Source organism: Burkholderia sp. BCC0506, from assembly GCF_902833145.1.
GTDB lineage: Bacteria > Pseudomonadota > Gammaproteobacteria > Burkholderiales > Burkholderiaceae > Burkholderia.
This window is the reverse complement of the sequence record NZ_CADFEN010000004.1, coordinates 428,548-454,040: the sequence shown is the minus strand read 5'-3', so window position 1 is coordinate 454,040 and position 25,493 is coordinate 428,548. Positions and strand designations below refer to the sequence as shown.

Below are 25,493 nucleotides of genomic sequence, written 5' to 3'. Positions count from 1 at the left end.
GGGCGTGAAGGGGCGCGAAGGGAACGGGCGGCGCCGTCCGGCTCAATCGCCGAACCCGATCTCCGCTTCGACCGGTTGCCCGACTTCGAGCCACGCGCCCGCGCCTGCGACGACGATCGCATTGATGCCGAACGTCAGCGCGCCGTCGTAGTTCGGGTTCGCGCGATAGGTCTGCATCGTGTCGGTCGGCTCGTGCGGCCATGCGGGATCGGGTGCGCCGGTAACCTGGTCGATCGTCGGCATCGGGCAGCGCGTGCACAGCTTCACGAGCCGCAGCCGCACCGGCGTGTCGCCGTCGGCGTCGAGGTGTTCGACGAAATCCTCTTCGTACGCGTCGAGATCCGACACGACGATGTTCGGCCGGAAGCGGTTCATCGGGATCGCAGGCGCGCCTTTCGCGGCAAGCCGCGCGTTCAGGTCGTCGAGCGACGACTGGCCGATCACGAGCAGCGGATAGCCGTCCGCGAACTGCGTATGCGTATCGATCTCGCCGGTCCATTTGCGGTTGCAGCCGCGGCGCGTGTCGGGGCCGAAGCGCGCGAGCTTCGTCGGCACGCCGAGGAATTCGCTGAGCCACGCGGCCGTTTCGACGCCCGTGTCGATCGCGTCGACGGTGTCGCGCCACACGGTCGCGGCCATCTTCGGCGTGGCGGGCGTTGCGTCGCCATCGAGCGGCGTGCGGATCGCCGGCATGCCCGGCGCGTTCAGCACGAGCGCATCGCCGTCGAGCGTCGGGCGGATCAGCGCGAGCCGCGGGTGCGTGCGCTGCGTGAGCATCTGCCCGTGCGGATCGGTGATCAGCCAGTGACGGTCGTACGCGAGGCCCGTTTCGAGCAGTTGCGCGCGCGTCAGCGCGATGCCCGCGCAGGATTTGATCGGGTAGACGAAGAGTGCGGTGATGGCTGGCATGACGCTGGCTGAAGGCGGGATGATCGAATCGCGATTGTGCCAGATCGTGCCGAAGCCGTTCGGGCGGCCGCGCGCCTCTCAGGCAAGCGGGAAGCTCGTGTCGAAGGTCGTGCGCACGTCGAGCGGCTGGCGCAGCAGCCCGGCCTTCAGGTAGAAGTCGGCCGTGCGCTGCTGCTCGGCGATCACCGTCGCGTCGATCGGCAGCCAGCGCGTGCCGCGGCGCTCGAATTGCAGCTTCGCGGCGGCCGGCGGAATGCCGATGATGCGCGCGAGCGCCGCCGAATATGCGTCGGCGTGCCGGTACGACCAGGCCTGCGCGCGCACGACACGCCGCAGGAAATCGTGCAGCACGTCGCGCTTCGCGGCGATCGCCGCGTCGGTCGCCGCGAGATAGCTGAGGCCTGACCACAGCCCGCGGCCGTTGACCAGCACGCGCGCGCGGCCGCTCGTTTCGGCGAGCGCGGTATAGGGCTCCCAGGTCGCCCACGCATCGATCGAACCGGTGGCGAGCGCCAGCATCGTGTCGGCCGGCGGCAGGAAGCGGAACGACACGGCGTCGGGCGGCAAGCCGGCCGCATCGAGCGCCTTCAGCGTGACGAAATGGCCGATCGAGCCGCGCGTGGTGCCGATGCGCTTGCCTTTCAGGTCGGCCGCGCCTTTCAGCGCGGCGTCGGGTTGCACGAGCACGGCGGTGCCGTATGGATCGGAACGGTTCGCGCCGATCACCTTGATGCGGGCGCCCGATGCCAGCGCGAAGATCACCGGCGCGTCGCCGATCGGCCCGCAGTCGACGGCGGCCGCGTTCAGCGCTTCGGCGAGCGGCGCGGCGGCCGGGAATTCGGTCCACGCGATGTCGTATGCGAGGCCGTTCAGTTCGCCGGCCGCTTCGAGCAGCGCACGCAGCCCGCCTTTCTGGTCGCCGGCGCGCAGCAGCGGCCGGGCGCCCGATTGCGCGCGCACGGCGGCCGGCGCGGCGGCGATCGTGGCAAGGGCGCCCGCCTGGGCGAGGAAGTGGCGTCGGGTCGGATTCATCGTGAAGTGCGGTTGGAGGAAGGGTTCAGGGATTCAATGCGCAAGCCCGGCCTGTACGTCGCGCACGGGTTCCCGGTCGACGCGCAGCAGCAGCGCGGTCAGTGCGTCGCCGCTCGTGGCGCGCGCGGTCGGCTGCACGGACGCATCCGAGCGGCACAGCAGGTCGGCATCCGACCAGCCGACACTGCCCGGCAACGCGCGCGCCCGCAGCCAGCCGCGTCGATCCGCAAGCAGTTGCGTGCCGCCGAGTGCATCGGGCGCGACACCGGCAATCGTCGCGAACGCGCGCCACGCGTCGGCCGTCGTCGCGACGCAGTTCGCACGCGAGCCGGTCGATGGCGCCACCGGCGCGCCGCGTTCGGTGACGAGCAGGGTTTGCCAGCGCGGGTCTTCCTGCGGTGGCGTCGCGCCGGGCGCGAGCGCGACGACGCGCACGCGCTGGCCTTCGCGCCAGCGCTCGAGTGCTTGAGGCGCGGCGTTGCCGCACTGTACGTCGAGCGCCGGCAGCGGGACGGGCACCGGCCACGCGCCTTCCGCCTGCGCGCCGCTGCCGGCGGCCAGCGCCTTCAGGTAATCGAGCACGGCCCACGTGTCCTGCGGGCCGAGCGTCGTGGCGAAGCCGGGCATCGTCGACGCGCCGTGCTCGTCCTGCGTGCCGTGGCGCACGCGCCAGAACAGTTCGCCGTCGAGCCGACGCGCGAGCAGCGCGCCGGCGAAGGTCGGCGGCCAGTGCGCGAGCTTGGCCGCGAGCGGGCCTTCGCCGCGTCCGTCCGCGCCATGGCAGGCCGCGCAATGTTGCGTGTACAGATGAGCGCCGCGCATCACGTTCGCGACGGAAAACGGTGTGGGATCGCGCTGGAAGCTCGTCGGCACGGCAGGCGCGAGCCACAGCGACGCAGGCGGCCACGGCGCGCACCATGCGACGGCCAGCGCGGCGACGGCCGACGCGACACGCCGCTTGCGCGAAGCCAGCGCGATGCAGGCGAGCACGACGGCCAGCGCCGTCGCGCCGCAGGCGAGCGCGAGCTGTCGCGTGAGTCCCGCGTCGATGCGCAGCGTTTCGAGCGCGATGCGGTGCGCCCACGGCCACGCCGCCTGCCCGTCGGCGTCGCCGGTCAGGCCGAGCGCGTGCAGTCCACGCACCAACGCGATTTGCATGCGATACAGCAGTTGCAGGAACGCGATGGCCCAGTCGGCGAACGGCGGCGCGTTCATCGCGCGCGTCTCCGGCGTACCGCGGTCGAACGTCGAACGGCCCCCGGCATCTACCAGCTCGCGTCGAGCCCGAGATGCCGCAGCGCGTCGTGACGCAATGCGGCGAGGCGCGGGTCGCCGCGATGGCGCGGGTAGGGCAGGTCGACGCGCAGCTCGGCGACGATCCGTGCCGGGCGTGGCCCGAACACGATCACGCGCTGCGCGAGGAACAGCGCTTCCTCCACGTCGTGCGTGACGAGCAGCGCGGAGAACCCGTCGCGCTGCCACAACGCGGTGAGCTCGGCCTGCATCGTGAGCCGCGTCAGCGAATCGAGCTTGCCGAGCGGTTCGTCGAGGATCAGCAGGCGCGGATCGTTGACGAGCGCGCGGGCGAGCGCGACGCGCTGCGCCATCCCGCCGGACAACTGATGAGGAAACACGTTCGCGAAGTCCTGCAGCCCGACGCGCGCGAGCGCATCGTCGACGCGATGCTGCGCGGTGCGCGCCACGCCGCGCGCTTCGAGGCCGAGCGCGACGTTCGCGCGCACGCGCCGCCACGGGTACAGCGTCGGGTCCTGGAACACGACGATGCGCGACGGATCGGGGCGCTCGATCGGCACGCCGTCCTGCGCGATCGTCCCTTGCCGGGCCGCGTCGAGCCCGGCGACGAGGCGCAGCAGCGTCGATTTCCCGCAACCGCTCGGGCCGAGCAGCGCGACGAATTCGCCGGCCGCGACCGACAGCGACACGTCGTCGAGCACCGGCAGCGCGCCGCCGGGGCCGTCGAACGCATGGCTCACGCGGCGGATGTCGATGCGCGCGCCGCGCGGCGGCGTGACGGCGGGCGCGGCGACAGTGGTAGCGGACGGTTCGAGTACGGCGGCGCTTACCATTTGACGGTTCCTTTCTGCCAGGCGAGCACACGGTCGCGCAGCGCGAACAGCAGCGCGATCAGCCCGGAAAACAGCAGCGCCATCACGAGCAGCGCCGCATACATGTTCACGTACGATGCCCAGCCCTGCGCCCAGCTCAGGTACCAGCCGAGCCCCGACTTGACGCCCATCATCTCGGCGACGACCAGCACGGTGAACGACGCGCTCAGCCCCATGAAGATGCCGACGAACACGTGCGGCAGCGCGGCCGGAATCGCGACGCGCAGCACGAGGAAGCGTGCGTTCGCGCCGAGCGTGCGCGCGACGTCGTAGTACTGCTTGTTCACGCTCGCGACGCCCGACCACGTGAGCACCGCGACCGGGAACCCGGTCGCGAGCGCGATCAGGAACGCGGCGGCCGAATAGCTCGACGGGAAGAAATAGAACGTGAGCGGCAGCAGCGCGGTGGCCGGCACGGGCCCGAGCACGCGCAGCACCGGATGCACCCAGTAGCCGATCCGGCGCGACCAGCCGATCGACACGCCCACCGCGAAGCCCACCGTGACGCCGTACGCGAAGCCGAGCGCGAGCAGCTTCAGCGTATTGCCGGCGCTGCCGGCGAGGCGCGGCCAGTCGTCGACGTAGACCTCGATCAGCGCCTGCGGCGGCGCGAAGAACGGCGTCGGCAGCCAGCCGGTTTTCGCGGTGACGATTTCCCACGCGGCGAGCACGAGCGGCAGCGCGACGAGCCACGGACCGGCCGGTCGTATGCGTGCGAGCCGCTTGCGGGTCGCCGCAACGAGATGGCCGAGCGTCGCGGCGACGAGCAGCAGCGCGGCGATCGTCCACGCGGCCGTGCCGAACGTGTCGGTGTACGCCCAGTCGCTGAAGCCGACGATCCGGTTCGGCCACAGGTGCGTCAGTGCGCCGAGCGCGGCCCACGCGCATGCGGCGGCGATCCCGGCCGGCCAGGTACGCGCGCGCCGGGCTTCTGCGGCCAGCGTGGCTTCGCAAGTCGTGCAGCCTGCGCGCGCGGAAGCCGTCGCGTTGGCAGCGGCGCCGGTCGAAGCCGATACGGCGCGGGCGGCGGAGGCGTGTTCGATCGTCGACATCGCGTTATCCCAGTACGTTGGCATAGACCTGCTGCGCGAAGCGCTGCGGGTCCGTGCTCTTCTTCAGCACGCTGATGCGGCGGAAATCGTCCGCATAGAACGCGATTTCCTGCTGCAGGTCGACGTTGGTCGGGTGATGCGTGTAGGTGAGCGTCGCGTACAGCTTGCGCAGATCGTCGGGGCTGATCTTCGGCGAATACTTCGCGAACACCTTCGCGGCTTCGTTCGGGTTGTCGTGCGTGTACTCGGTGGCCTGCACGATCGAGCGCGCGAGCGCGGCGGCCGCCGGCCGGTCGTTGCGCACGAGGTCGCCGCGCGCGCCGATCACGCAGCACACCTTGCGTGCGTACTCGCCGGACAGGTTGGTCGCGAGTTCGGTATACGCGCCGTTGCTGCGCTTTTCGAGCAGGTAGAGATTCGGGTCGCCGTCGGCGATCGCGTGGATCTCGCCCTTGTCGACCGCAACGCCGAGCAGGTCGGCCGGATACTGCCGCCACGTGATGTCGCGCTCGGGATCGACGCCGTTCTTCGCGAGCAGGATCGAGAAGAAGTGCTTGCCGGGCGCGGCGAGATCGCTGACGCCGACCGTCTTGCCCTTCAGCGCCTGCAGCGTCGTGACGCCGGCCGCCTTCGCGCCGAGCAGCCGCACGCAGCCGCCGTGCGAGCTGCCGATGATCTTCACGTCGAAGCCGGCCTCGAGCGGCTTGAGCCAGCGGTGGATCATCCCGACCGCCGCATCGGCCTTGCCGGTCGCGATCGATTCGAGCAACTGGTCGGTCGAGCCGCTGTAGTTGATCAGTTCGACCTGCAGCCCGTTTTTCTCGAAGAAGCCGCGCTCCTGCGCGACGACGATCGGCGTCAGGCAGAACGCGTTCTGGTTCCACGCGAACGTGAGCTTTTTCAGCGGCGGGGCGGACCACGCCTTGCGGCCGAGCGTGATCGCCGGCACGGCGAGCGCGGCGGCGCCGGCCGCGCGCAGCAGCCGGCGGCGTTGGTCGTCGTGTGCGTCGTGGGGCGCGGGTGCGGTGGTTTCGGTCATGGTCTGGTCTCCGGTGTGGCGGCGGAACGGCTCAGTCGAGCAGATCGGGTTCGTCGGCGACGACGCGCGCGAACAGGCTGTCGAACGCATGCAGCGCGCCGTCCGGGCCGCCGATCTGGCCGTGCGTATGGCGCGCGGTCGCATGATCGATCGGCTGCGGCGTGCCGGCCGCTTCGGCCAGCAACTGCGTGTGCGCGGCATTGTCGAGCGCGATGTACCACCACGCGGCGGCCTCGACCGTCGGGCCGGCCGTCAGGATCCCGTGGTTCTTCAGGATCACGCCCTTGTGCGTGGTGCCGTCCGGCTTCGCGAGCGCATCGGCGATCCGCGCGCCTTCGCTGGTGTCGACGACCATCCCCGTGAAGTCGTCGAACAGCGCGTGGTCTTCATAGAACACGCACGCGTCCTGCGTGAGCGGATCGAGCGGGCGGCCGAGCGTCGACCATGCCTTGCCGTAGGTCGAATGCGTGTGCGCGGCGGCGACGACGTGCGGATGCGCTTCGTGGATCGCCGCATGGATCGCGAACGCGGCCTTGTTCAGCGGCCGCTGGCCGATCGCGGTTTCGCCGCGCGCGTTGACGAGCAGCAGGTCGGACACCTTGATCTGCGAGAAATGCACGCCGAGCGGGTTCACCCAGAAATGGTCGGGCAGCTCCGGATCGCGCGCGGTGATGTGGCCGGCCAGGCCCGACGCGAAGCCGAAGCGCGCGAACAGGCGGAACGCGGCCGCGAGCCGCTCCTGCCGGTGGCGGCGCTCGGCAGCCACGTCGATGCGCGGCGCGGGCGGATCGAACCAGAAATGCTGGCGCGGGGTGTCGGCGAGCACGAGGCCCGATGCGGTACGGTTGGACGGCGAAAGGACGGCGGACATGATCGCGTATGGCTCCGTTGGACTCAGGCGGCGCGGCGGGCCGCGTCGCGGGCGGCGACGGCGCTGCGCACGCGCGGAATCAGTTCGCGGCCGTAGTCGATCGCGTCTTCCAGCGGATCGAAACCGCGGATCAGGAACGTCGTCACGCCGAGGTCGTAGTAGTCGAGCAACGCGTCGGCGACTTGTTCGGGCGTGCCGACCAGCGCGGTCGAATTCGAGCGCGCGCCGGTGAGCTTCGCGATCTCGGTCCACAGCCGCTTGTCGACGCGCGCGCCGCGCTCGGCCGCGGCGAGCAGGCGCCGCGCGCCTTCGCTCTGCTGCGGGCCGCCGGCGCCGAGTCCCGCCGCTTCGCGCAGCCGGCGCGTTTCGTCGAGGATCCGGTGCGCGCGTGCCCACGCTTCGTCCTCGGTCGCCGCGAGGATCGGCCGGAACGACACGGAGAAACGCACCTGGCGGCCGTGCTTCGCGGCTTCGGCGCGCACGCGCGTGGTCAGGTCGCGCACCTGGTCGAGCGATTCGCCCCACAGCGCGTAGACGTCCGCGTGCTTGCCGGCCACCGCGAGCGCGGCTTCCGACGCACCGCCGAAGTAGATCGGCACATGCGGCTGCTGGAACGGCTTCACTTCCGAGAAACCCTGCTTGAACCGGTAGTGCGCGCCGTCGTGATCGAACGGCTGCGTTTCCGTCCAGATCCGCCGCAGGATGCCCAGGTATTCGTCGGTGCGTGCATAGCGCGCGTCGTGATCGAGAAAATCGCCGTCGCGCTGCTGCTCGCTGTCCGAGCCGCCGGAGATGAAGTGCACCGCGAGCCGGCCGCGGCTGAACTGGTCGAGCGTCGCGATCTGCCGTGCGGCGAGCGTCGGCGCGGTGAAGCCCGGGCGATGCGCGAGCATGAAGTGGATGCGCTCGGTCGCGGCCGCGGCGAACGCGATCGTCAGCGTCGCCGACGGGCCGGTCGAGTGATGCGGCACGAGGATCCGGTCGAAGCCGGCCGTTTCGTGGGCGCGGGCGAAGTCGCGCACATAGTCGGGATCGACCACGGGGCCGGATGCCGGGTGGATTTCCGACTGCTTCTGGCTCTGGATCATGCCGATGAATTCGACGCTCATCTGGGTCTCCGGTGCAGGGACGTCCCGGCGCGCGGCCGGGCAGGAATGGAGCGCAGGTTAACGCCGCGATCATGCGGAATGGAAATAATCAATCCCGATTTGAATATCAGATTTGCATGGTTTGGGGCCGCATGCGTTGCGCATACGCTGTGGGCTCGTGAATGATCGGGCGCGCGTCGGCACGGTATGGGCCGTCGCTGTCGTGTTCGCCGCCGTGTTCGACCTACCCAGGGAATCCGTTTCGATGTCCGCCAGCCTTGCCGCTTCCTCGCCGCCACAGCAGCCTGCGCTGCGTCTCCTGCCTGCCGACGTCGCTCGACCCGCCGCCGACGACGCCGGCGACGAGGCGAACGACGCGCGCCTCGCCGCGTTGCTCGATCGGCTCGCCCCCGAACTCGCCGCCGATGCGGCCCGCAACGACGTCGACGGCCGGTTTCCGCACGAGAACTTCGCGCGGCTGCATCGTGCCGGGCTGATCGCGCAGGTCGTGCCGCGCGAGCATGGCGGCGCCGGGGCGACGCTCGCGCAGGCGAGCCGGATCGTCGCGGCCATCGCGCGGGCCGATCCGGCCACCGCGCTGGTGCTCACGATGACGTATCTGCAGCATCGCGCGCTCGGCCGCGCCGACAACCGCTGGCCGGCGCCGATGCGGCGCGCGGTGTTCGACAGCGCGGTCGCGCACGGCGCGCTGATCAATGCGCTGCGCGTCGAGCCGGCGCTCGGTTCGCCGTCGCGCGGCGGGCTGCCGGACACCATTGCGCGCCGCGCCGGCGACGGCTGGCGGCTGTCGGGCCACAAGCTCTACAGCACCGGGATTCCGGCGCTGCGCTGGCTGGCCGTGTGGGCGCGCACCGACGAACCGGCGCCGCGCGTCGGCGTGTTTCTCGTGCCGCGCGACCCCGAGGCCGGCGATGCCCGCATCCGCGTGATCGAAAGCTGGAATCACCTCGGGCTGCGCGCATCGGGCAGCCATGAAGTCGTGTTCGACGACGTGCCGCTGCCGGCCGATCATGCGGTCGACGTGCGTGCGCCGGACGCGTGGGCCGTGTCGGCTGCCACGCACGCGGATGCCGACGCGCAGGCCGATCAGCAGGCGTGGATGGTCGCGTTGCTCGGCAGCCTGTACGACGCGGTGGCGCGCGCGTCGCGCGACTGGCTGGTCGAATTCGCGACGACGCGCGCGCCGAGCGGGCTGGGCGCACCGCTCGCGTCACTGCCGCGCGTGCAGGAGGCGGTCGGTGAAATCGAGGGCTGGCTGCACGCGAACCGCGTGCTGCTCGACGATCACATCGCGCGCACCGATGCGGGCAACGCGCCGTCGGTGACGACCAGCGGCCTCGTCAAGCGCACCGTGACCGAACACGCGATCCGCACGGTCGAGCAAGCGCTGAAGCTGTCGGGCAATCACGGGCTGAGCCGCGGCAATCCGCTCGAACGCCACTATCGCGACGTGCTGTGCAGCCGCGTGCATACGCCGCAGGACGATGCGATCGCGATAGCGGCGGGGCGGGCGGCGCTCGACGCGACGCGCGGGGCGACGCACGCGCAGGCGGACGCAACGTCACGCAACGGGATCGAACGCGTTCGACGCGATGCGTGAGCCGGGCCGGGTTGCCGTGCGCGAAAACGGCGCGGATCGAGCCGGGCGCCGCGCGGCTGCCTCGGCTTCCTCTGCGTCGTTAAGCGGCCTTGTCCTGCGATCGCTCGGGCAGCGCGAACGCCGTGCGCGCATGCGCGGCGACGGCCGCGAGCGGCGCATCGAAGCGCGCCGCATCGTGCCGGCGCAGCAGCCACAGGTCGATCTGCGGCTTGAAATCGGCGAGCGGCACGATGTCGAGCGCATCGCGCAGCGGGCTGCCTTCGACGAGCGGCAGCGGCATCAGCCCGAGGCCGAAGCCGTTCGCGACGCTCTGCAGTTGCAGGTCGCGGCCGTACGCATCGAGCGTGACCGGCATCGGCAGGCCCTGCGCGTCCAGTGCGCGCCGGAGGCCCGCCCGGAAGCCGCACCCGTCCGGATTGAGCACCCAGCCGCGCGCATGGCAATCGGCGAGCCGGTAGCTGCGGCGCGGCCAGTCGCCCTTGCGGCCGACCGCGACGAGCCGCGTGGCCAGCAGCCGTTCACCCTCGACCTGCGCCGGCAGCACCATTTCGCGGGCGAGGAAGACGAGCGCCGCATCGAGTTCGCGGCGGGCGATGCGTTCGACGAGCAGGCCGCCCCATGCGGTCGTGACCTGCGTCGCGAGCGCGGGCCACTGCGCGGCGAGATCCGCGATGAGCGCCGGCAGCATCAGCTCGCCGAGCCCCTGCGTGAGCCCGATCCGGAATTCGCCGGCGGGCGGCTGCTGGCCGGCCGTCAGCTCGCGCAAGGCATCGACCTCGCGCAGGATCGCGCGACACTGCTCGAACACCTGCCGGCCGATGTCGGTCGGGCGCGGCGGCTTCGTGTTGCGGTCGAGCAGCGTTACGCCGAGCGCTTCCTCGAGATTCTGGACGCGCCGCGTGATCGCGGGCTGCGTCATCCCGAGCTCGGCCGCGGCCTGGCTCAGCGTCTGGCAGCGGACGACCGCTGCAAAAGCGTCGATATCGCTAATTTTCATGTTTGTTCTGCATGGTCTTTCAGGTGCATCATGACGATCCATCATATTCGGCATCATATTCGAGGAGACGGCCGATGAGTACGCTTTCGTTGCAACAGACGCCGCTGCGTCCGTTCGTCGACGGTCTGGGCGCGTTGCTCGCGTCCGGCGCGAACGAGGCGCGCATTCTCGACGAGGGCGGCGCGCTGCTCGCCGCGCTCGTCGAACACGACGACTGGCTGCCCGACGCGTTCGCGCAGCCCGATCCCGAGCGCTACCGGCAGTACCTGCTGCATCTCGACCCGGACGAGCGCTTCTCGGTCGTCAGCTTCGTGTGGGGGCCCGGCCAGACGACGCCGATCCACGATCACACGGTATGGGGGCTGATCGGAATGCTGCGCGGCGGCGAGTTCTCGCAGCCGTACCGGTTCGACGCGGCCGGCAGGCCGGTGCCCGCAGGCGACGCCGTGCGGCTGCGGCCGGGGCAGGTCGAGGCCGTGTCGCCGCGCATCGGCGACGTGCACCGCGTGACCAACGCATTCGCCGACCGCGTATCGATCAGCATCCACGTGTACGGTGCGAACATCGGCAAGGTCGAGCGTGCGGTGTACCTGGACGACGGTACCGTGAAGCCGTTCGTGTCGGGCTATTCGAATGCCTGACGCCACGCCTGCTCGCGCGGCCCGTTGCAGGTGCGCGCCGGCAGGGTGAGACTCGATCCGTTCCGTTTTCTTCACCGACTTTCAACGTATTCAACCCAGAGACATCGTGACGCAATCCGCCGATTCCACTTCCCGCTTTCCCGTCGCGTCGTACCAGGACGTACGCGCGCGCCTGCTGGCCCGCGACGAGATCGCGCTGATCGACGTACGCGAAGAAGATCCGTACGCACAGGGCCACCCGCTGTGGGCCGCCAACTTTCCGTTGTCGAAGCTCGAACTCGACGCGTGGACGCGGATTCCGCGCCGCGACACGCCGATCGTCGTGTTCGGCGAAGCGGGCGGCGAGGATCTCGCGCCGCGCGCGGCCGCGACGCTCGCGCGGCTCGGCTACACCGACGTGCGGCTGCTCGACGGCGGCCTCGCCGGCTGGGTCGCGGCGGGCGGCGAACTGTTCATCGACGTGAACGTGCCGAGCAAGTCGTTCGGCGAATGGGTCGAGGCCGAGCGCCATACGCCGTCGCTGTCCGCGCAGGAGGTGCAGGCGCTGATCGATGCGAAGGCCGATGTCGTGATCGTCGACGCGCGCCGCTTCGACGAATACCAGACGATGAACATCCCGACGTCGACGAGCGTGCCCGGCGCGGAACTCGTGCTGCGCGTGCGCGCGCTCGCGCCCGATCCGCGCACGCAGGTGATCGTCAATTGCGCGGGTCGCACGCGCAGCATCATCGGCACGCAATCGCTCGTCAACGCGGGGCTGCCGAATCCGGTCGCCGCGCTGCGCAACGGCACGATCGGCTGGACGCTGGCCGGCCAGACGCTCGAGCGCGGCGCGGCGCGCCGCTTTCCGGACGCGATCGACGCGACGCAGCGTGACGAAGCGCGTCGGGCCGCCCGCGCGGTGGCCGAGCGCGCGGGCGTGCCGCGCATCGCGCTGGCCGATGTCGCCGCGCTCGACGAACCGGGCCGCACGCTGTACCGCTTCGACGTGCGCACGCCCGACGAATACGAAGCCGGCCACCTGCCGGGCTTCCTGAGCACGCCGGGCGGCCAGCTCGTGCAGGAGACCGACCATCACGCGGCCGTGCGCGGCGCGCGGATCGTGCTGGCGGACGACGACGGCGTGCGCGCCGACATGACCGCATCGTGGCTCGCGCAGATGGGTTGGGACGTGCGCGTCGTCGAACCGGCCGGTACGGCGGCATTCGTCGAGCGCGGCCAGCCGTCGCGCGACGTGCCGGCGGCGCCGCCCGCGACCGACGTGTCGCCCGCGACGCTCGCGGGCTGGTTGAGGGAAGCCGCGCCGGGCGAGCTCGCGATCGTCGACGTGACGGCCAGCGCGAACTACGTGAAGCGTCACATCCCGGGCGCATGGTTTGCCGTGCGCGCGCAGTTGCGCGACGCGCTGGCCGCGATTCCGCCCGCGAAGCGCTACGTGTTCACATGCGGATCGAGCCTGCTGGCGCGGTTCGCGGCGGACGATGCGCGCGCGCTGCTGCCGGAGTCGGCCGACATCCGGGTGCTGACCGGCGGCACGGCCGCGTGGATCGACGCCGGGCTGCCGCTGGAGAGCGGCGAGACCCGTCTCGTGTCGCCGCGCGTCGACCGCTACCGGCGCCCGTACGAAGGCACCGACAACGCGGCCGCCGCGATGCAGGCGTATCTCGACTGGGAATACGGGCTCGTCGACCAGTTGAAGCGGGACGGCACGCACCACTTCAACGTGATCTGACCGGTACGTGCAATCGGGCGCGGCGCGTGCATCGTGCGCGGCGCCCGGTCGCGATGCGTGCCGGCGCTTCGTGTCAGCGCTGGAACGTATCGACGGCCGTGCGGCCGACGGCCGGATCGTCGGTGAAGAAGCCGTCGATGCCCGCACGCAGGTACGCCTGGATCTCGCGCACCGAGCCGGCCGTGTTGCGCGTGGCCGGCGTGCCGCCGTCCTTCAGCGACGCGGGCAGGAAGTTGTTCTCCGGCCGGAACGTGTACGGATGCACGACGAGCCCGGCCTCGTGCGCGTAGCGCACGTACGGCGTCGGCTGCTGCAGCGTGCCGTCCGCGGCGACCGCGATGATCGACGTCTTGTACGGCCCGACGCCGTTCGCGTACGTCGCGATCTCGCGCATGCCGTCGCGCGTCGACAGGTCGCCGTAGGTGCGCGTGTCGTTCGCCTTCACGAAGTCGTACGGGCGCTGGCCGGCTTCGTCCATCAACTGCACGAGCTTCCAGTTCGGCTGGCTCGACTTGATCCGGTTGCGGATCGTCTTCAGGTTCGCGACTTCGAACGACTGGATGTAGACGGTCGCCGTGCGCGACGTGTACGCATCCTTCAGCAGCGCGTCGACGAGGCGATCCTCGAGCGGCAGGCCGATCGACTGGAAGTAGGTCGGATGTTTGGTTTCCGGATACAGGTGAATCGTGCGGCCGGTCTGCGCGGACATCTGCTTCGCGAGCGCGACGATCTCGTCGAACGTCGGAATCTCGAACTGGTCGTTGTACGCGGTGTTGGCGGGGCGCACCTGCGGAATGCGCTCGCGGGCCCGCAGCGTCTTCAGTTCGGCGAGCGTGAAATCCTCGGTGAACCAGCCGGTCAACTGCGTGCCGTCGATCGTCTTGGTCGCCTTGCGGCTCGCGAACTGCGGCAGCGTCGACACGTTGGTCGTGCCCGAGATCTCGTTCTCGTGGCGGGCGACGAGCACGCCGTCGCGCGTCGACACGAGGTCGGGCTCGATCACGTCCGCGCCGTCCTCGATCGCCTTGCGGTACGACGCGAGCGTATGTTCGGGACGCAGCGCGCTCGCGCCGCGATGGCCGACCACCTGGACCTTCGCGGAAATCGGCTGGGTGGGGTCGCGTATCAGATCGTCGTCGCCGCCGCACGCGGCGAGCAGGCACGCGGCGGCACAGGCGAACGGGACGGAGCGCAGGGAGGTCGGGCGCTTGAGGAGCATGTCGATGAACCTTCGAAACGGAGTCGGAAAGGGGCGTTCGCGCCGGTGGCCCGGCATGGGCGCCGGGCTACGCGGAAACGAGCGGTGCGCGATCGTCGCATCGAATAATTACATATGTATTACTTAGACCTTTCCGTTCCGTTTTGACGAGGCGACGGGCACGGCGGCGCGAGCGACGGCAGGCGGGCGCACGCCGCGTCCCGGCCGTCTCGGCGAACCCGCGCGCCGGATGCACTAAACTTGCGGGAATTTTGCATCGTCGCGGCGGGGCCGACGCCCGCCCGGCGCGACGATGCGGCGACTCGCGGGCCGGCGCGGGCGCCCGGCGCCCGTGTGTGCCCGGGCCCCGCGCCGGCCGGTTTTTTCCCGACTCATGACGACCCATACCGATCCCGCCTATCTGCTCGGCGAACTGCTGAAGAACGTTTCCCGCTCCTTCTACCTGACGCTGCGCGTGCTGCCCGACGGCATGCGCGACCCGGTCGGCCTCGCGTACTTGCTCGCGCGTGCGGCCGACACGATCGCCGATACGGCGCTCGTCGCGCCCGACCGCCGCGCGGCGCTGCTGACCGACCTGCGCGACGACATCGAGCGGCTCGGCGACGGCGCGGCGCTGTCGCGTTCGCTCGAGGACGTGACGCGGATGCAGACCGATTCGCACGAGCACGTGCTGCTCGGCTCGATGGAGCCGATGCTCGCGCTGCTGCGCGCGCAGCCGGAGGCCGATCGCGCGTCGATCCGCAAGGTCGTCGCGACGCTCACCGCGGGGATGGAATTCGACCTGCGCACGTTTCCGGACGAGCAGTCGGGGCAGGTCGCGTCGCTGCCCACGCGCGACATGCTCGACCGCTATACGTACCTCGTCGCCGGCTGCGTCGGCGAGTTCTGGACCGACATGACGGCGGCGCACACGCGCGCCGCGCGCGGCTGGGATCTGGCGGCCATGCGGGAGAAGGGTATCCGTTTCGGCAAGGCACTGCAGATGACCAACATCCTGCGCGATTGCGCGAAGGACCTGCGCATCGGCCGCTGCTACCTGCCCGACGACGTGCTGCGCGCGCACGGGCTCGTCGTGGCCGACCTGATGCGGCCGGAAGCCTCGGCGCGCGCGCGCGGCGTGCTGGTCGACCTGCTGCGCGTCGCGCTCGACCAGTATCGCGACGCCTGCCTGTATACGCTCGCGATCCCGCGCCGGTTCGTGCGGCTGCGGCTCGCCTGCCTGTGGCCGATCATGATCGGCCTCGAAACGCTCGAGCTGCTGGCCGGCCACGCTGCGTGGCTCGACCCGGTGACGCCGGCCAAGGTGCCGAGAAAGCGCATCTACCGGATCATGGCCGTGTCGCTCGCGCTGGTCGGCTCGAACACGGCGATCCGCGCGCGCTTGACCGCGCTCGCCGATGCGGTGTCCGCGCGGCTCGCGCGCCCCGTGTCGCAGCCCTGAAGATCGCCGGCGCGACAGGCGCCGGCTTCGCCTTCCGGCCCGCGTTCGCCGGGCCGTTCGCGGCGGGTCTCCGGCACGCCGGCTAAAAACGTTTTCATGATTTCGTGTCTCGAAATGTGGGTGTCATGAACGTCGGCGATCCTGCGCGGCGGCGTGAATCGCGGCGTCAGCTCCGATCGCGCATTTGTAAGATGAATTTTTGCCGAAGGCGTCTGACGACATCGGACGGCCGCGTGGCACCCGTAAAAATGTAAAGCTAGGGTTTTCACCGGCAAATGCCGGAGACGCCCGCCACACATGCGTTTCGAGGTGCCATGTAACCGTTTGGTGAACCCGCGCGTTGCGTCGATCATACGATGACCGACTGCACATGTTGGGAAACAATCGGTAATCCGTCAGAATCGCGTCGGCATGTACTCGCACATGTGTCAGTCATAAAACCACACCAGAAAAGAAATCATTCTTTGAGGACGGAGAATCAATGAAAAAGCGCGTCGCTTTCGCCATGACGGCAGTGGGTCTCGCAGCCGCTACCGCCGCCCACGCCCAGAGCAGCGTGACCCTGTACGGTATCGTCGACAACGGTATCGCTTGGCAGAACAATTCGTCGGCAGTCGGCGCGACCTCGGGTGGTCACTCGAAGGTGCAGATGTCCACCGGCGTGTGGGCAGGCAGCCGCTTCGGCCTGAAGGGCAGCGAAGATCTGGGCGGCGGCACGAAGGCGATTTTCCAGTTGGAAGCCGGCGTCAACACGGCTAACGGCTCGTCGCAGTGGACCAACGGCATCTTCACGCGTCAGGCATGGGTTGGCCTGACCAACGCCACGTACGGTACGCTGACGGCCGGCCGCCAGTACACCGCGTACTACACGCTGCTGTCGCCGTACAGCCCGACGACCTGGCTGACGGGTTACTACGGCGCGCACCCGGGCGATATCGATTCGCTGGATACCAGCTACCGCGCGAACAACTCGCTCGTCTACATGTCGCCGAAATTCTACGGCTTCACGGTCGGCGGTTCGTACTCGTTCGGCGGCGTCGCAGGCGCGACGAACCGCGGCTCGACGTGGAGCGCGGCGATCCAGTACCTGAACGGCCCGGCAGGCATCGCGGTCGGCTACCAGAAGGTCAACAACTCGACGCTCGGCGGCGGTGTGTGGGGCGCGAACTCGACCGCGCAGAACGGTCTGGATGCGAACGGGAACGGTGCGGAACAGGCCGTGTCGTCGATCAACAACGGCTACAAGTTCGCGCAGTCGCAGCAGCGTATCGCCGTGACGGCGGGTTACCAGTTCACCCCGTCGTGGGACATCTCGGCTTCGTACTCGAATGTCCAGTACGTCCCGGGTACGGGTTCGGGCTTCAAGAACACGGCGATCTTCAACACGGCTGGCGCCGTGCTGCACTGGAAGGCATCGGCGCAGTGGGACTTCGCGGCAGGCTACTCGTACACGGCTGCAACGCAGTCGAACGGCGTGTCGAGCTCGGCCAAGTACCACCAGGTTACGGTGTCGCAGTACTACAGCCTCTCGAAGCGCACGGGTCTGTACGCAGTTGAGGCTTACCAGCACGCGAGCGGCAACACGATTACCCCGACCGGCGGTATCATCGCTGCAACGACCTCGATCGGCGACGGCGTGGGCGCAGGTTCGAAGCAGAACCAGATCGGCGTTGGTGTCGGCCTGATCCACCGCTTCTAAATGTCGCGCGGCGCGCGAGCGCCGCTCACTGCATGCGGTATGAAAAAACCGGCCTTCGGGCCGGTTTTTTCGTTTACGTCGTTGCTGCGTGCATCGCGATGCATCGGATCACTGATCGATCGGCGACTTCAGCGGCTGATGCTCGCCCGTCAGCCCGAACACGACGAGTTGCGCGGGCTCGGTCGCGCTCGCGTTGCGCGACACCCGATGGCGCGAGCCGGGCGGCTCGTACCAGCCTTCGCCGGCGCGATAGCGGCGCAGCGGGCCGTCGTTCACCTGCGACAGCACTTCGCCTTTCGACACGACCGCGAACACCGAGCCGAGATGCCGGTGCGCTTCGGATGCCTGGCCGGGCGCATAGTCGACCGTCGCGACGACGACATGCTTGCCGGGCGCTTCCGGCACGGCCTGCCGCATGATCGCGTGCACGTTGTCGCCGGCGTCGTGCGCGCGGGCGGCGGCCGGCAGCGCCGCGGCGAGGGCGAGCCCGGCGGATAGCGCGGCGCGCTGGAGCGGGGAGCGGATCATCGTCGCCGCCTTACTCGGGCATCTTGCGGAACGCGATCGCGAAGCGGTTCCACGAGTTGATCGTCGCGATCAGCATCGACAGGTCGAACAGTTCCTCGTCGGTGAAGTGCGGTTTCACGGCTTCCCAGACGGCGTCGGGCACATGGCTGCTGGCCACGAGCGTCAACGCCTCGGTCCATTCCAGCGCCGCGCGTTCGCGCTCCGTGAAGAACGGCGTTTCGCGCCACGTGACGACGGTCGCGAGACGGCGATCGGTTTCGCCGCCCTTGCGCGCGTCGGCGGTGTGCATGTCGACGCAGAACGCACAGCCGTTGATCTGCGATGCGCGCAGGCGGACGAGCTCGGCGAGCGGCTTCTCGATCGAGCTCTTCGCGAGGAATTCCTCGGCGTTGCGCATCACCTTGATCGCATTCGGGCTGGCGGCATAGAAGTTCAGACGCGGTTGCATGGCAGGTCCTTTTCGGTAGGTAGCGCCAGGGCGGCGCGACAGGACCCACTTTAGGACGCGTACTGGCCTGCTTGAATAACCAATTTCATGGAAATTCAGGTAACCAGTGACGACTCGCCCGCGAGGTCGGCATCCAGTAACCGCGCCAGCTTCGCGAGCGCCGTGTCGATGCGCAGCGCGTCGATCCCGCCATAGCCGAACAGCAGCCCCGCGCGCACCGGCACGCCCACGTGGAACGCTGAGATCCCGTACAGGCCGATGTCCTGCGCGCGCGCCGCGCGGACCAGGGCGGCTTCGTCGAGCCCCGGCTTCAGGCGGGCGGCGAGATGGATGCCGGCGGTCGGCACGATCGCGTCGAACCACGGCGCGAGTTCGCCGCGCAGGTGCGCGATCAGCATCTTGCGGCGCGCGTCGTAGTGCTTCTGCACGCGTTTCAGGTGCCGTGCGAAGTCGCCGTCGTGCATGAAGCGTGCGAGCGCCGCCTGCGTCAGCGTGCACGTGTGCCAGTCGACGATCTGCTTCGCCTTGGCCAGCGCGCCGCGCAGCGCGCGCGGCGGAATCGCGTAGCCGATCCGCAGCTCGGGAAAGATCGTCTTCGAGAACGTGCCGACGTACGCGACGAGGCCCGTGCGGTCGAGGCTCTTCAGCGATTCGACCGGCCGGCCTTCGAAGCGGAATTCGCCGTCGTAATCGTCCTCGATGATCACCGCGCGGCGGCGCTGCGCCCATTCGAGCAGCGCGACGCGGCGCTCGAGCGTCATCGGCATGCCGAGCGGGAACTGGTGCGACGGCGTCACGTACACGAGCCGCGCGTCGTCCGGCAGCCGTTCCGTGACGAGGCCGTGCGCGTCGACCGGCACGCCGATCACCGTCGCGCCGAGCGACGCGAACGCGGCGCGCGCGGGCGGGTAGCCGGGATCCTCGACCGCGACGACGTCGCCCGGCCGCACGACGACGCGTGCCAGCAGGTCGAGCGCCTGTTGCGCGCCTTGCGTGACGAGCACGTCGTCCCAGCTGCAGGCGACCGCGCGGCTGAATGCGACGTATCGCGCGATCGCGCCGCGCAACTGCGGATCGCCGGCCGGATCGTGGTACTGCCCGCGGCCGCGCGCCTGCTGGCGCAGGGCATGATGCAGGCAGCGCCGCCATGCGTCGAACGGGAACAGCGTCTTGTCGGTCACGCCGCCGCGAAAGTCGAAGCCGGGCGAATCCTGCGGCGCGGGCATCGCGAGCGCGTCGGGCAGGTCGTTCCACAGCGCGCGCGCATCGACCGCGTCGATGCGCGGCCGCTCGTCGGCGATCGACGGTGCCGACGTCGCCGCGGCAGGCACACGCGCGAGGCCATCGGCGACGAACGTGCCGTCGCCGGCGCGTGTAGTCAGGTAGCCCTCGGCCACCAGGCGCTCGAACGCGTCGAGCGTCGTCTTGCGCGACACGCCGAGCTGCTTCGCGAGGTCGCGCGTCGACGGCAGCCGCGCGCCGCCTTCGAGACGCCCGTCGACGATCGCCGTGCGCAATTGCCGGAAGATTTGCCCGGTCAGATCGTGACGGCCTTCGATGCGGATCGCGATGTCCATCGCAGTGGTTACCTTGATTCCTGGGATTTCGCCTTGATCAGCATACCGGAAGTCGACCACGCAGGCGGCCGTTCGCGGCAGGCGGGCGCGGCCGCCATCGCGCGATTGGACCGCCGAGCGCTGCTGCCTTACGATCCACCACAAACCTCACCGTGGAGCCACCTCATGCTGTCCGAAGACGAACTGGCGCTGCTCGACGCGATCCGCGCCACCGGCAGCCTGTCGCGTGCCGCCGCGCGGCTCGGCAAGGCGCCGTCGACGGTGTCGCATGCGGCGCGCCAGCTCGAAACGCGGTTCGACGCGCTGCTGTTCGACCGGCGCGGCTACCGGTTGCAGCTCACGCCGGCCGGACAATTGCTGGCCGACGAGGCGGCGCGGCTCGCGCTCGACGTCGCGCGGCTGACGCAGCGCGTGCGGCAGGTCGCAAGCGGCTGGGAGGACCGGCTGTGGATCGTCAGCGACGAGGTGCTGGAGTTCGATACGCTGTTGCCGGTCGTCCGCGCCTTCGACGCGCTCGATTCGGGCGTGTCGCTGCGCTTCACGCACGAGGTGCTCGGCGGGACCTGGGAAGCGTTGCGCGACGGCCGCGCGGATCTGGTCGTCGGCGCGACCAACGAGCCGCCCGCAATTCCGGGCCTCAAGTGGTTCGAGCTCGGCGCGATGGACTGGGTGTTCGCGGTGTCGCCGCGCCATCCGCTGGGGTCCGCGCGCGGGGTGCTGACACGCGACGCGATCGGTGCGCACCGGTCGGTCGTCGTCGCCGATTCGTCACGACGGGCGGCCGGCCGCGCGTATGGCCTGCTCGGCGGGCAGGCCGTGCTCGCGGTGCCGTCGATGCGCGCGAAGATCCTCGCGCAGCGCGATGCGCTCGGCGTCGGCTGGGTGCCGCGCCGGCGCGTCGCGTCGCTGCTCGCGCGCGGCGAACTGGTCGAGAAGCAGACGGCCGATGCGCGCGAGCCGAACCTGCTGTACGTCGCGTGGCACGGCGACCGCGACGGCCGCGCGCTGCAATGGTGGCTGGAGCAACTGCGCGAGCCGCGACTCGCGCAGCGGCTGCTCGACGGGATCGACGTGATCGGCTGAGCGCACGCACACCAACATGTTCGACGTTTTCGAACATGTCCGTCGCGCCCGTCGTACGGCAACGCCGCGCGCCGCGCGCATCCTGTGTTCACGGTCAACTCACCGGTTCACAGGAGAACATCATGCAACGCTTCGAAGGAAAGACGGTCCTCGTCACGGGCGGCAACAGCGGCATCGGCCTGGCGGCTGCCCGCGCATTCGCGGCCGAAGGCGCGCGAGTCATCATCACCGGGCGCGACGCCGAAACGCTGGAAGCCGCCCGGCAAACGCTCGGCGAAGGCGCGCTGGCGATTCGCAACGAAGCCGGCAGCGTCGCGTCGGCCCGCGCGCTGGCCGACGCGCTCGCCGCCGCCGGCGTGCGGCTCGACGCCGTATTCGTCAACGCGGGCGTCGCGAAACTCGCGCCGTTCGCCGACAGCGACGAAGCGATGTGGGATCTCGTGTTCGACACCAACGTGAAGGGCGCGTATTTCCAGATCCAGTCGCTCGTGCCGCTGCTGAACCGCGGCGCATCGATCGTGATCAACGGCTCGATCAACGCGCATGTCGGGATGCCCGGCTCGTCGGTGTACGCGGCGAGCAAGGCGGCCGTCAATTCGTTCGCGAAGACACTGTCGACGGAGCTGCTGCCGCAAGGCGTGCGGGTGAACGTGGTGAGTCCGGGGCCCGTGCAGACGCCGCTGTACGGCAAGCTCGGGTTCGACGCGGCGACGCTCGACGCGACGGCCGACAAGATCAAGGGCCTCGTGCCGATCGGCCGGTTCGGCACGCCGGACGAAATCGCGTCGACGGTGCTGCACCTGAGCGCGCCGGAATCCGCATTCATCGTCGGCGCGGAAATCATCGCGTCGGGCGGGATGGGGTTGCTCTGAGGGGCGAGGCGCCGGGGAGCGTACCCGGCGCCAATGAGGTGCCGGGCGAGCGCCTCCCCGTCACCTGCACCTACCGGGCCGCACAGGCGCCGCGCGTATCGTCGCCGGTTTTCAACTGCGTCACCGTCAACCCCGCGAACGTCGCGCTGCCTTGCTCGGCGAACACGGCCACGCGATCCGCATCGAGCGGCGGGAAAATCAGGTCCGTCAGCGCCACGCGGCCGCCGTTCGCGAATACTTCGACCGACCCGCGATCGACGACGATTTCGAGCCGCAGTTGCCCATGTTCGAGCGGCAGATCGACGATGTGCTCGCGGCTGAACGTGCCGGCGAAGTTTGCCTCGCCGGATTGCGAGCGGTCGAGCGTCAGCGTGCGTTTCGCCGTGTCGTACACGATCCGGGTGCCGGTCGAGCCGTCGGCCGAGCGCCGGACGATCAGGCCCGCGCGCGCGGCACGCTGCGGCGAGATCGTCACCGTGATGCGCTGGACGACGCCGCGCGTCGCGGCCGACAGCACGCGCGTAGCGGAGTCGACCGCGACGTCGCCTTCATGCACGGCGGGCCGGCCGTCGGCCCATGCATCGAACGCCGCGGCCGGCGCGACGATGAGGGTCGGCTCGCCGTCGATCGTCTTCAGCGACAGTTCGCGCGGCAGGGTGGTCGCGCCGCGCCATGGGCTGGTCGGCGCCTTGGACGCGTAATCCCAGTTGCTCATCCATGCGATCGCGACCGGCCGCGCACCCGGCGCGCCGGAGAACGTGCCGGCCGCATAAAAATCGGCGCCGTGATCGACCCAGCGGAATTGGGCGGGATCCGAGCCGGCGGGCGCGACGCGGTCGGGCACGAACGTGCGGCCGTCGAAGTCGCCGACGAAATACATCGCACCGGAACCGCCCGCGATCGACCACGGGTTGACGTTGACGATCATCACCCACTTGATCCGCTTCGGATCGTCGTCGAGCGGCAGCGGTATGAGGTCGGGCATCTCCCACAGCGCGCCCGCATGTGGTATGTCCGGCAGCGTGAAGTCGCTCAGGAACGACCAGTGGATCAGGTCGTCGGAGCGATAGAGCTTCACGACCTGCGCATCGGCGACGACCGTCGTCATCAACCAGTAGCCGCCCCGCGCATACCACGACACTTTCGGGTCGCGAAATTCCTTCGATTCCGGATCGAGCGTCAGCACCGGGTTACGCGCATACGGCTGCCAGGTCGTGCCCTGATCGAGGCTGTACGCGAGCGACTGCGCCTGTATGCCGGGTGCGTGACCGGAGCCGGGCTTGTAGACGCTCGTATAAAGCGCGACGAGCGGCGTGTGGCCCGGTGTGCCGAGACCGGACGTGTTCAGGGTATCGGCGACGATCGAGCCGGAGAAGATTTCCTCGGTGGCGTTCGCGCGCATCGCGACCGGCTGCTCGCGCCAGTGGACGAGGTCGGTGCTGGTCGCGTGCCCCCACGACATGTTGCCCCAGTCGTTGCCGAGCGGGTTGTACTGATAGAACAGGTGATAGCGCCCGTTCGCGTAGACGAGCCCGTTCGGATCGTTCATCCAGTTGCGCTGGGGCGTGTAGTGAAGGGTGGGCCGCCATTGCGGCGTGCCGATTTCGGCCGATGTACGGCACGGAGCGGCGATGGCCTGCGCGCAGGCCATGCAGGCCATGCAGGCGAACAGCAGCCGAACGAGCCGGACGGAACAGCGGAAAGACGTCGATTTCATGCGGTCGGGCGCTTCGTCGGGCGAAGCGGGAAAGGACAGGGCGCACACCGCCTGCGAAGACGAGATGCGCAAGGTCAAAAATGGAAAGTCGAAAGAAAAAGAGGAGGCGCACACGCGACACGCGCGATACGCGCCTCCTGAACCTCGTGCCTTGATCGACGATCGTTATCGTGGTTCGGCCTGATTACGCTGGCCGTTGCCGTCAGTTGTGGCCGGCCCCCGTCGCCGGCAGGTTCGCCGGGATGTCGCCGTAGCCGCCGAGACCGCCGCGCCCGTACGTGCGGTCGACCGCCGTCGACGCGCCGTTGATGTTCACCTTGACCGTCGGCGCGAGCGTACCGCCGCGGCGCGGACCGATCGCATCGATGAACGACTCGACGAGCCCGCCCGGCATCACGTAGTGCGAATACGACTGGAATTCGCGCGGGTTCTGGTTCGGATCCTGCGCATACGGTGCGCCGGCCGGCGCGGAGAAGTCGGTCGGGTTGCCGAGCACGAGGCCGCTGCCGCCGTTCAGCGGCAGGAAGTCGCTGCGGATGCCGTTGCCGACGAAGCCGTACACGCCGTCCGGGCCGTCGACGCCGGCCGCCATCGTCGTGCGGTGGCTGATCGTGAACAGGTAGTACTTGCCGTCCTTCAGGTAGATCTGCGGGCGCTCGGTCTGGTCGTCGACGCAGTTCGCCGACAGGATCGGCGGCAGGAACTTCCACTCGGTCAGTTGCGGGTTCGTCGCGACCGCCAGGCCGACATTGGCCTTTTGATACACTGCGCCCGCGTTCATCACCGCGTTGAGATCTTCCCGGTTCGGATCGTTCGGCGCGTAGCCGAGATCGGCCTCGGTGCAGGTGCGTGCGCCGCGCGGGCCGCCGGTGTTGCCTTCGAACACCATGTAGGTCTTGCCCGGATGCGCGGGGTCGGTGAACACGAACGGATCGCGGAACGAGAAGTAGGTGTTCTGCTGGCCGGTCTGATAGTAGTTGCCGTCCGGTTGCAGCAGCGCCTTGTGATCGTCGAAGCCGGTGAACCACACGTGTTTGTCGTCGGCATGGATGTGACCGTCGGCGCGCGTGATGATCGCCTGCGGCGGCGTGATGTCGGCGCCGCCGGGCGCCGAGCGGTTGAACGACGTGGCGGTGTAGTAGAGGCTGACGTTGTCGCCCTGCGTGAGGCGCGCGGAGCCCGACCATTCGGCGTTGTTGGTCATCGGCGCGGTGCCGAATACCTTGACGCTCGCGCCGTCCGGGAACAGGTGGCCGCCCCAGGTCCAGCCGCCGTTCGCGGGGCGCTGCGACGCGGGGATGCCGGCGCGGCGATAGAAGAAGCCGATGCGGGCGTGAACGTGGCGGTCGTCGAACGTGTAGCCCGCGTGCGGATCGGCGGTGAGCGAGAAGATCACCTCCCAGCCCTTGTAGCTGAGCTGGTTCGCTTGCAGGTCGGCCAGCGGCCACGTGTCCCACACCCACACGTTCGAGTTGATCAGCGGGAAGTCCTGCGGGATGTCTGGCATCGTCAGCGCTTGCGGCAGCGAGTTCCTGTCGGCGCCGGCGGTATGCGATTGCGCGACGATCTGGCGGATGTCCGCCCGGGTCCAGCGCATCGTGAAGTTGCCTTCGGGATCGTAGGCTTGTTGCGTATGGGGCGTGGGCACGGGCGCGCCCGTGCCGCTGGACTGCGCGTGCGCGACGGACGCGAAGGCGGCAAGTGCGCCGCCAGCGAGCAGCAAACGTTTGGCCGCGATCGGGCGGAAAAGGGGAAAGTATGTCATCTCGTCGTTGTTTCCTGGAAAAGTGAAAGTGAACGG

Annotated in this window: 23 protein-coding genes; 8 read left to right on the top strand and 15 right to left on the bottom strand. The window is 69.5% G+C overall.

What is annotated here, in order from left to right; all coding sequences use genetic code 11:
• Positions 1 to 42: 42 nt before the first annotated feature.
• From HWX62_RS11995 to HWX62_RS11960, 8 genes are all read right to left on the bottom strand, one after another.
• Positions 43 to 909: an MOSC N-terminal beta barrel domain-containing protein gene (locus HWX62_RS11995; protein ID WP_175928364.1), complete on the bottom strand. Its 867-nt coding sequence runs from the start codon at positions 907 to 909 to the stop codon at positions 43 to 45.
• Between the two features lie 78 nt (positions 910 to 987).
• Positions 988 to 1,941 (bottom strand): ABC transporter substrate-binding protein, encoded by a 954-nt coding sequence (locus tag HWX62_RS11990; RefSeq protein WP_175928365.1) that lies wholly within the window; start codon positions 1,939 to 1,941, stop codon positions 988 to 990.
• 33 nt (positions 1,942 to 1,974) lie between these two features.
• Positions 1,975 to 3,156, bottom strand: a complete 1,182-nt coding sequence (locus tag HWX62_RS11985) for a cytochrome c (protein ID WP_175928366.1) — start codon at positions 3,154 to 3,156, stop codon at positions 1,975 to 1,977.
• A 50-nt stretch (positions 3,157 to 3,206) separates the two neighbouring features.
• Positions 3,207 to 4,028: an ABC transporter ATP-binding protein gene (locus HWX62_RS11980; RefSeq protein ID WP_175928367.1), complete on the bottom strand. Its 822-nt coding sequence runs from the start codon at positions 4,026 to 4,028 to the stop codon at positions 3,207 to 3,209.
• Positions 4,022 to 5,119, bottom strand: a complete 1,098-nt coding sequence (locus tag HWX62_RS11975) for an ABC transporter permease (RefSeq protein WP_175928368.1) — start codon at positions 5,117 to 5,119, stop codon at positions 4,022 to 4,024. Before HWX62_RS11975 ends, HWX62_RS11980 begins: the two co-directional genes overlap by 7 nt.
• A gap of 4 nt (positions 5,120 to 5,123) precedes the next feature.
• Positions 5,124 to 6,158, bottom strand: a complete 1,035-nt coding sequence (locus HWX62_RS11970) for an ABC transporter substrate-binding protein (protein WP_175928369.1) — start codon at positions 6,156 to 6,158, stop codon at positions 5,124 to 5,126.
• 31 nt (positions 6,159 to 6,189) lie between these two features.
• Positions 6,190 to 7,029, bottom strand: coding sequence for a class II aldolase/adducin family protein (locus HWX62_RS11965; RefSeq protein ID WP_175928370.1), 840 nt, complete (start codon positions 7,027 to 7,029; stop codon positions 6,190 to 6,192).
• 23 nt (positions 7,030 to 7,052) lie between these two features.
• Positions 7,053 to 8,138 (bottom strand): LLM class flavin-dependent oxidoreductase, encoded by a 1,086-nt coding sequence (locus HWX62_RS11960; RefSeq protein WP_175928371.1) that lies wholly within the window; start codon positions 8,136 to 8,138, stop codon positions 7,053 to 7,055.
• A 244-nt stretch (positions 8,139 to 8,382) separates the two neighbouring features.
• Between HWX62_RS11960 and HWX62_RS11955 the strand changes: the two genes are divergently transcribed.
• Complete coding sequence (locus HWX62_RS11955; protein ID WP_175928372.1) at positions 8,383 to 9,738, top strand: acyl-CoA dehydrogenase family protein; 1,356 nt, start codon at positions 8,383 to 8,385, stop codon at positions 9,736 to 9,738.
• A gap of 79 nt (positions 9,739 to 9,817) precedes the next feature.
• Here the strand turns inward: HWX62_RS11955 and HWX62_RS11950 are convergent, their stop codons facing one another.
• Entirely contained in the window at positions 9,818 to 10,792 is a 975-nt protein-coding gene (locus HWX62_RS11950) for a LysR family transcriptional regulator (RefSeq protein ID WP_175928373.1), read from the bottom strand.
• Positions 10,793 to 10,809: 17 nt separating this feature from the next.
• Here HWX62_RS11950 and HWX62_RS11945 point away from each other — a divergent pair, with 17 nt between their 5' ends.
• Both HWX62_RS11945 and HWX62_RS11940 read left to right on the top strand, forming a co-directional pair.
• Positions 10,810 to 11,376: a cysteine dioxygenase gene (locus HWX62_RS11945; protein ID WP_175928374.1), complete on the top strand. Its 567-nt coding sequence runs from the start codon at positions 10,810 to 10,812 to the stop codon at positions 11,374 to 11,376.
• A 106-nt stretch (positions 11,377 to 11,482) separates the two neighbouring features.
• Positions 11,483 to 13,108: a rhodanese-related sulfurtransferase gene (locus HWX62_RS11940; RefSeq protein ID WP_175985141.1), complete on the top strand. Its 1,626-nt coding sequence runs from the start codon at positions 11,483 to 11,485 to the stop codon at positions 13,106 to 13,108.
• A 73-nt stretch (positions 13,109 to 13,181) separates the two neighbouring features.
• Here HWX62_RS11940 and HWX62_RS11935 read toward each other — a convergent pair whose 3' ends face one another.
• Positions 13,182 to 14,327, bottom strand: a complete 1,146-nt coding sequence (locus HWX62_RS11935) for a glycerophosphodiester phosphodiesterase (RefSeq protein ID WP_175928376.1) — start codon at positions 14,325 to 14,327, stop codon at positions 13,182 to 13,184.
• A 373-nt stretch (positions 14,328 to 14,700) separates the two neighbouring features.
• Between HWX62_RS11935 and HWX62_RS11930 the strand changes: the two genes are divergently transcribed.
• Together HWX62_RS11930 and HWX62_RS11925 are read left to right on the top strand one after the other, a co-directional pair.
• Entirely contained in the window at positions 14,701 to 15,768 is a 1,068-nt protein-coding gene (locus HWX62_RS11930; RefSeq protein ID WP_175928377.1) for a phytoene/squalene synthase family protein, read from the top strand.
• Between the two features lie 481 nt (positions 15,769 to 16,249).
• Positions 16,250 to 17,467, top strand: a complete 1,218-nt coding sequence (locus HWX62_RS11925) for a porin (protein WP_175928378.1) — start codon at positions 16,250 to 16,252, stop codon at positions 17,465 to 17,467.
• 108 nt (positions 17,468 to 17,575) lie between these two features.
• On the opposite strand, the gene HWX62_RS11920 is transcribed toward HWX62_RS11925, so the two are convergent.
• The 3 genes from HWX62_RS11920 to HWX62_RS11910 all read right to left on the bottom strand — a co-directional run bounded on the left by HWX62_RS11920 (position 17,576) and on the right by HWX62_RS11910 (position 20,020).
• Entirely contained in the window at positions 17,576 to 17,995 is a 420-nt protein-coding gene (locus tag HWX62_RS11920; protein ID WP_175928379.1) for a cupin domain-containing protein, read from the bottom strand.
• Positions 17,996 to 18,005: 10 nt separating this feature from the next.
• Complete coding sequence (locus HWX62_RS11915) at positions 18,006 to 18,443, bottom strand: carboxymuconolactone decarboxylase family protein (protein WP_175928380.1); 438 nt, start codon at positions 18,441 to 18,443, stop codon at positions 18,006 to 18,008.
• Between the two features lie 95 nt (positions 18,444 to 18,538).
• Positions 18,539 to 20,020 carry a PLP-dependent aminotransferase family protein gene (locus HWX62_RS11910; RefSeq protein WP_175928381.1) on the bottom strand — a complete coding sequence of 494 codons (1,482 nt, stop codon included), beginning with the start codon at positions 20,018 to 20,020 and terminating at the stop codon, positions 18,539 to 18,541.
• A gap of 165 nt (positions 20,021 to 20,185) precedes the next feature.
• On the opposite strand from HWX62_RS11910, the gene HWX62_RS11905 reads away from it, so the two are divergent.
• Entirely contained in the window at positions 20,186 to 21,103 is a 918-nt protein-coding gene (locus HWX62_RS11905) for a LysR family transcriptional regulator (protein WP_175928382.1), read from the top strand.
• A 122-nt stretch (positions 21,104 to 21,225) separates the two neighbouring features.
• Positions 21,226 to 21,975 (top strand): SDR family oxidoreductase, encoded by a 750-nt coding sequence (locus HWX62_RS11900; RefSeq protein ID WP_175928383.1) that lies wholly within the window; start codon positions 21,226 to 21,228, stop codon positions 21,973 to 21,975.
• A gap of 70 nt (positions 21,976 to 22,045) precedes the next feature.
• On the opposite strand, the gene HWX62_RS11895 is transcribed toward HWX62_RS11900, so the two are convergent.
• Positions 22,046 to 23,692 carry a glycoside hydrolase family 32 protein gene (locus HWX62_RS11895; RefSeq protein ID WP_175928384.1) on the bottom strand — a complete coding sequence of 549 codons (1,647 nt, stop codon included), beginning with the start codon at positions 23,690 to 23,692 and terminating at the stop codon, positions 22,046 to 22,048.
• Here HWX62_RS11895 and HWX62_RS11890 point away from each other — a divergent pair.
• Complete coding sequence (locus HWX62_RS11890) at positions 23,607 to 23,876, top strand: hypothetical protein (protein WP_175928172.1); 270 nt, start codon at positions 23,607 to 23,609, stop codon at positions 23,874 to 23,876. The genes HWX62_RS11895 and HWX62_RS11890 overlap by 86 nt on opposite strands.
• An 18-nt stretch (positions 23,877 to 23,894) precedes the next feature.
• On the opposite strand, the gene HWX62_RS11885 is transcribed toward HWX62_RS11890, so the two are convergent.
• Positions 23,895 to 25,457: a glycoside hydrolase family 68 protein gene (locus HWX62_RS11885; RefSeq protein WP_175928385.1), complete on the bottom strand. Its 1,563-nt coding sequence runs from the start codon at positions 25,455 to 25,457 to the stop codon at positions 23,895 to 23,897.
• Positions 25,458 to 25,493 lie beyond the last annotated feature (36 nt).

What these genes read in the sequence shown, in the direction of transcription:
- HWX62_RS11900 (WP_175928383.1), top strand. Translation starts at nt 21,226, where the DNA reads ATGCAACGCTTCGAAGGAAAGACGGTCCTCGTCACGGGCGGCAACAGC.
- HWX62_RS11910 (WP_175928381.1), bottom strand. Translation starts at nt 20,020, where the DNA reads ATGGACATCGCGATCCGCATCGAAGGCCGTCACGATCTGACCGGGCAA.
- HWX62_RS11920 (WP_175928379.1), bottom strand. Translation starts at nt 17,995, where the DNA reads ATGATCCGCTCCCCGCTCCAGCGCGCCGCGCTATCCGCCGGGCTCGCC.
- HWX62_RS11950 (WP_175928373.1), bottom strand. Translation starts at nt 10,792, where the DNA reads ATGATGCCGAATATGATGGATCGTCATGATGCACCTGAAAGACCATGC.
- HWX62_RS11885 (WP_175928385.1), bottom strand. Translation starts at nt 25,457, where the DNA reads ATGACATACTTTCCCCTTTTCCGCCCGATCGCGGCCAAACGTTTGCTG.
- HWX62_RS11915 (WP_175928380.1), bottom strand. Translation starts at nt 18,443, where the DNA reads ATGCAACCGCGTCTGAACTTCTATGCCGCCAGCCCGAATGCGATCAAG.
- HWX62_RS11905 (WP_175928382.1), top strand. Translation starts at nt 20,186, where the DNA reads ATGCTGTCCGAAGACGAACTGGCGCTGCTCGACGCGATCCGCGCCACC.
- HWX62_RS11980 (WP_175928367.1), bottom strand. Translation starts at nt 4,028, where the DNA reads ATGGTAAGCGCCGCCGTACTCGAACCGTCCGCTACCACTGTCGCCGCG.
- HWX62_RS11945 (WP_175928374.1), top strand. Translation starts at nt 10,810, where the DNA reads ATGAGTACGCTTTCGTTGCAACAGACGCCGCTGCGTCCGTTCGTCGAC.
- HWX62_RS11935 (WP_175928376.1), bottom strand. Translation starts at nt 14,327, where the DNA reads ATGCTCCTCAAGCGCCCGACCTCCCTGCGCTCCGTCCCGTTCGCCTGT.
- HWX62_RS11985 (WP_175928366.1), bottom strand. Translation starts at nt 3,156, where the DNA reads ATGAACGCGCCGCCGTTCGCCGACTGGGCCATCGCGTTCCTGCAACTG.
- HWX62_RS11990 (WP_175928365.1), bottom strand. Translation starts at nt 1,941, where the DNA reads ATGAATCCGACCCGACGCCACTTCCTCGCCCAGGCGGGCGCCCTTGCC.
- HWX62_RS11995 (WP_175928364.1), bottom strand. Translation starts at nt 909, where the DNA reads ATGCCAGCCATCACCGCACTCTTCGTCTACCCGATCAAATCCTGCGCG.
- HWX62_RS11975 (WP_175928368.1), bottom strand. Translation starts at nt 5,119, where the DNA reads ATGTCGACGATCGAACACGCCTCCGCCGCCCGCGCCGTATCGGCTTCG.
- HWX62_RS11890 (WP_175928172.1), top strand. Translation starts at nt 23,607, where the DNA reads ATGGCCTGCGCGCAGGCCATGCAGGCCATGCAGGCGAACAGCAGCCGA.
- HWX62_RS11960 (WP_175928371.1), bottom strand. Translation starts at nt 8,138, where the DNA reads ATGAGCGTCGAATTCATCGGCATGATCCAGAGCCAGAAGCAGTCGGAA.
- HWX62_RS11930 (WP_175928377.1), top strand. Translation starts at nt 14,701, where the DNA reads ATGACGACCCATACCGATCCCGCCTATCTGCTCGGCGAACTGCTGAAG.
- HWX62_RS11955 (WP_175928372.1), top strand. Translation starts at nt 8,383, where the DNA reads ATGTCCGCCAGCCTTGCCGCTTCCTCGCCGCCACAGCAGCCTGCGCTG.
- HWX62_RS11895 (WP_175928384.1), bottom strand. Translation starts at nt 23,692, where the DNA reads ATGAAATCGACGTCTTTCCGCTGTTCCGTCCGGCTCGTTCGGCTGCTG.
- HWX62_RS11925 (WP_175928378.1), top strand. Translation starts at nt 16,250, where the DNA reads ATGAAAAAGCGCGTCGCTTTCGCCATGACGGCAGTGGGTCTCGCAGCC.
- HWX62_RS11970 (WP_175928369.1), bottom strand. Translation starts at nt 6,158, where the DNA reads ATGACCGAAACCACCGCACCCGCGCCCCACGACGCACACGACGACCAA.
- HWX62_RS11965 (WP_175928370.1), bottom strand. Translation starts at nt 7,029, where the DNA reads ATGTCCGCCGTCCTTTCGCCGTCCAACCGTACCGCATCGGGCCTCGTG.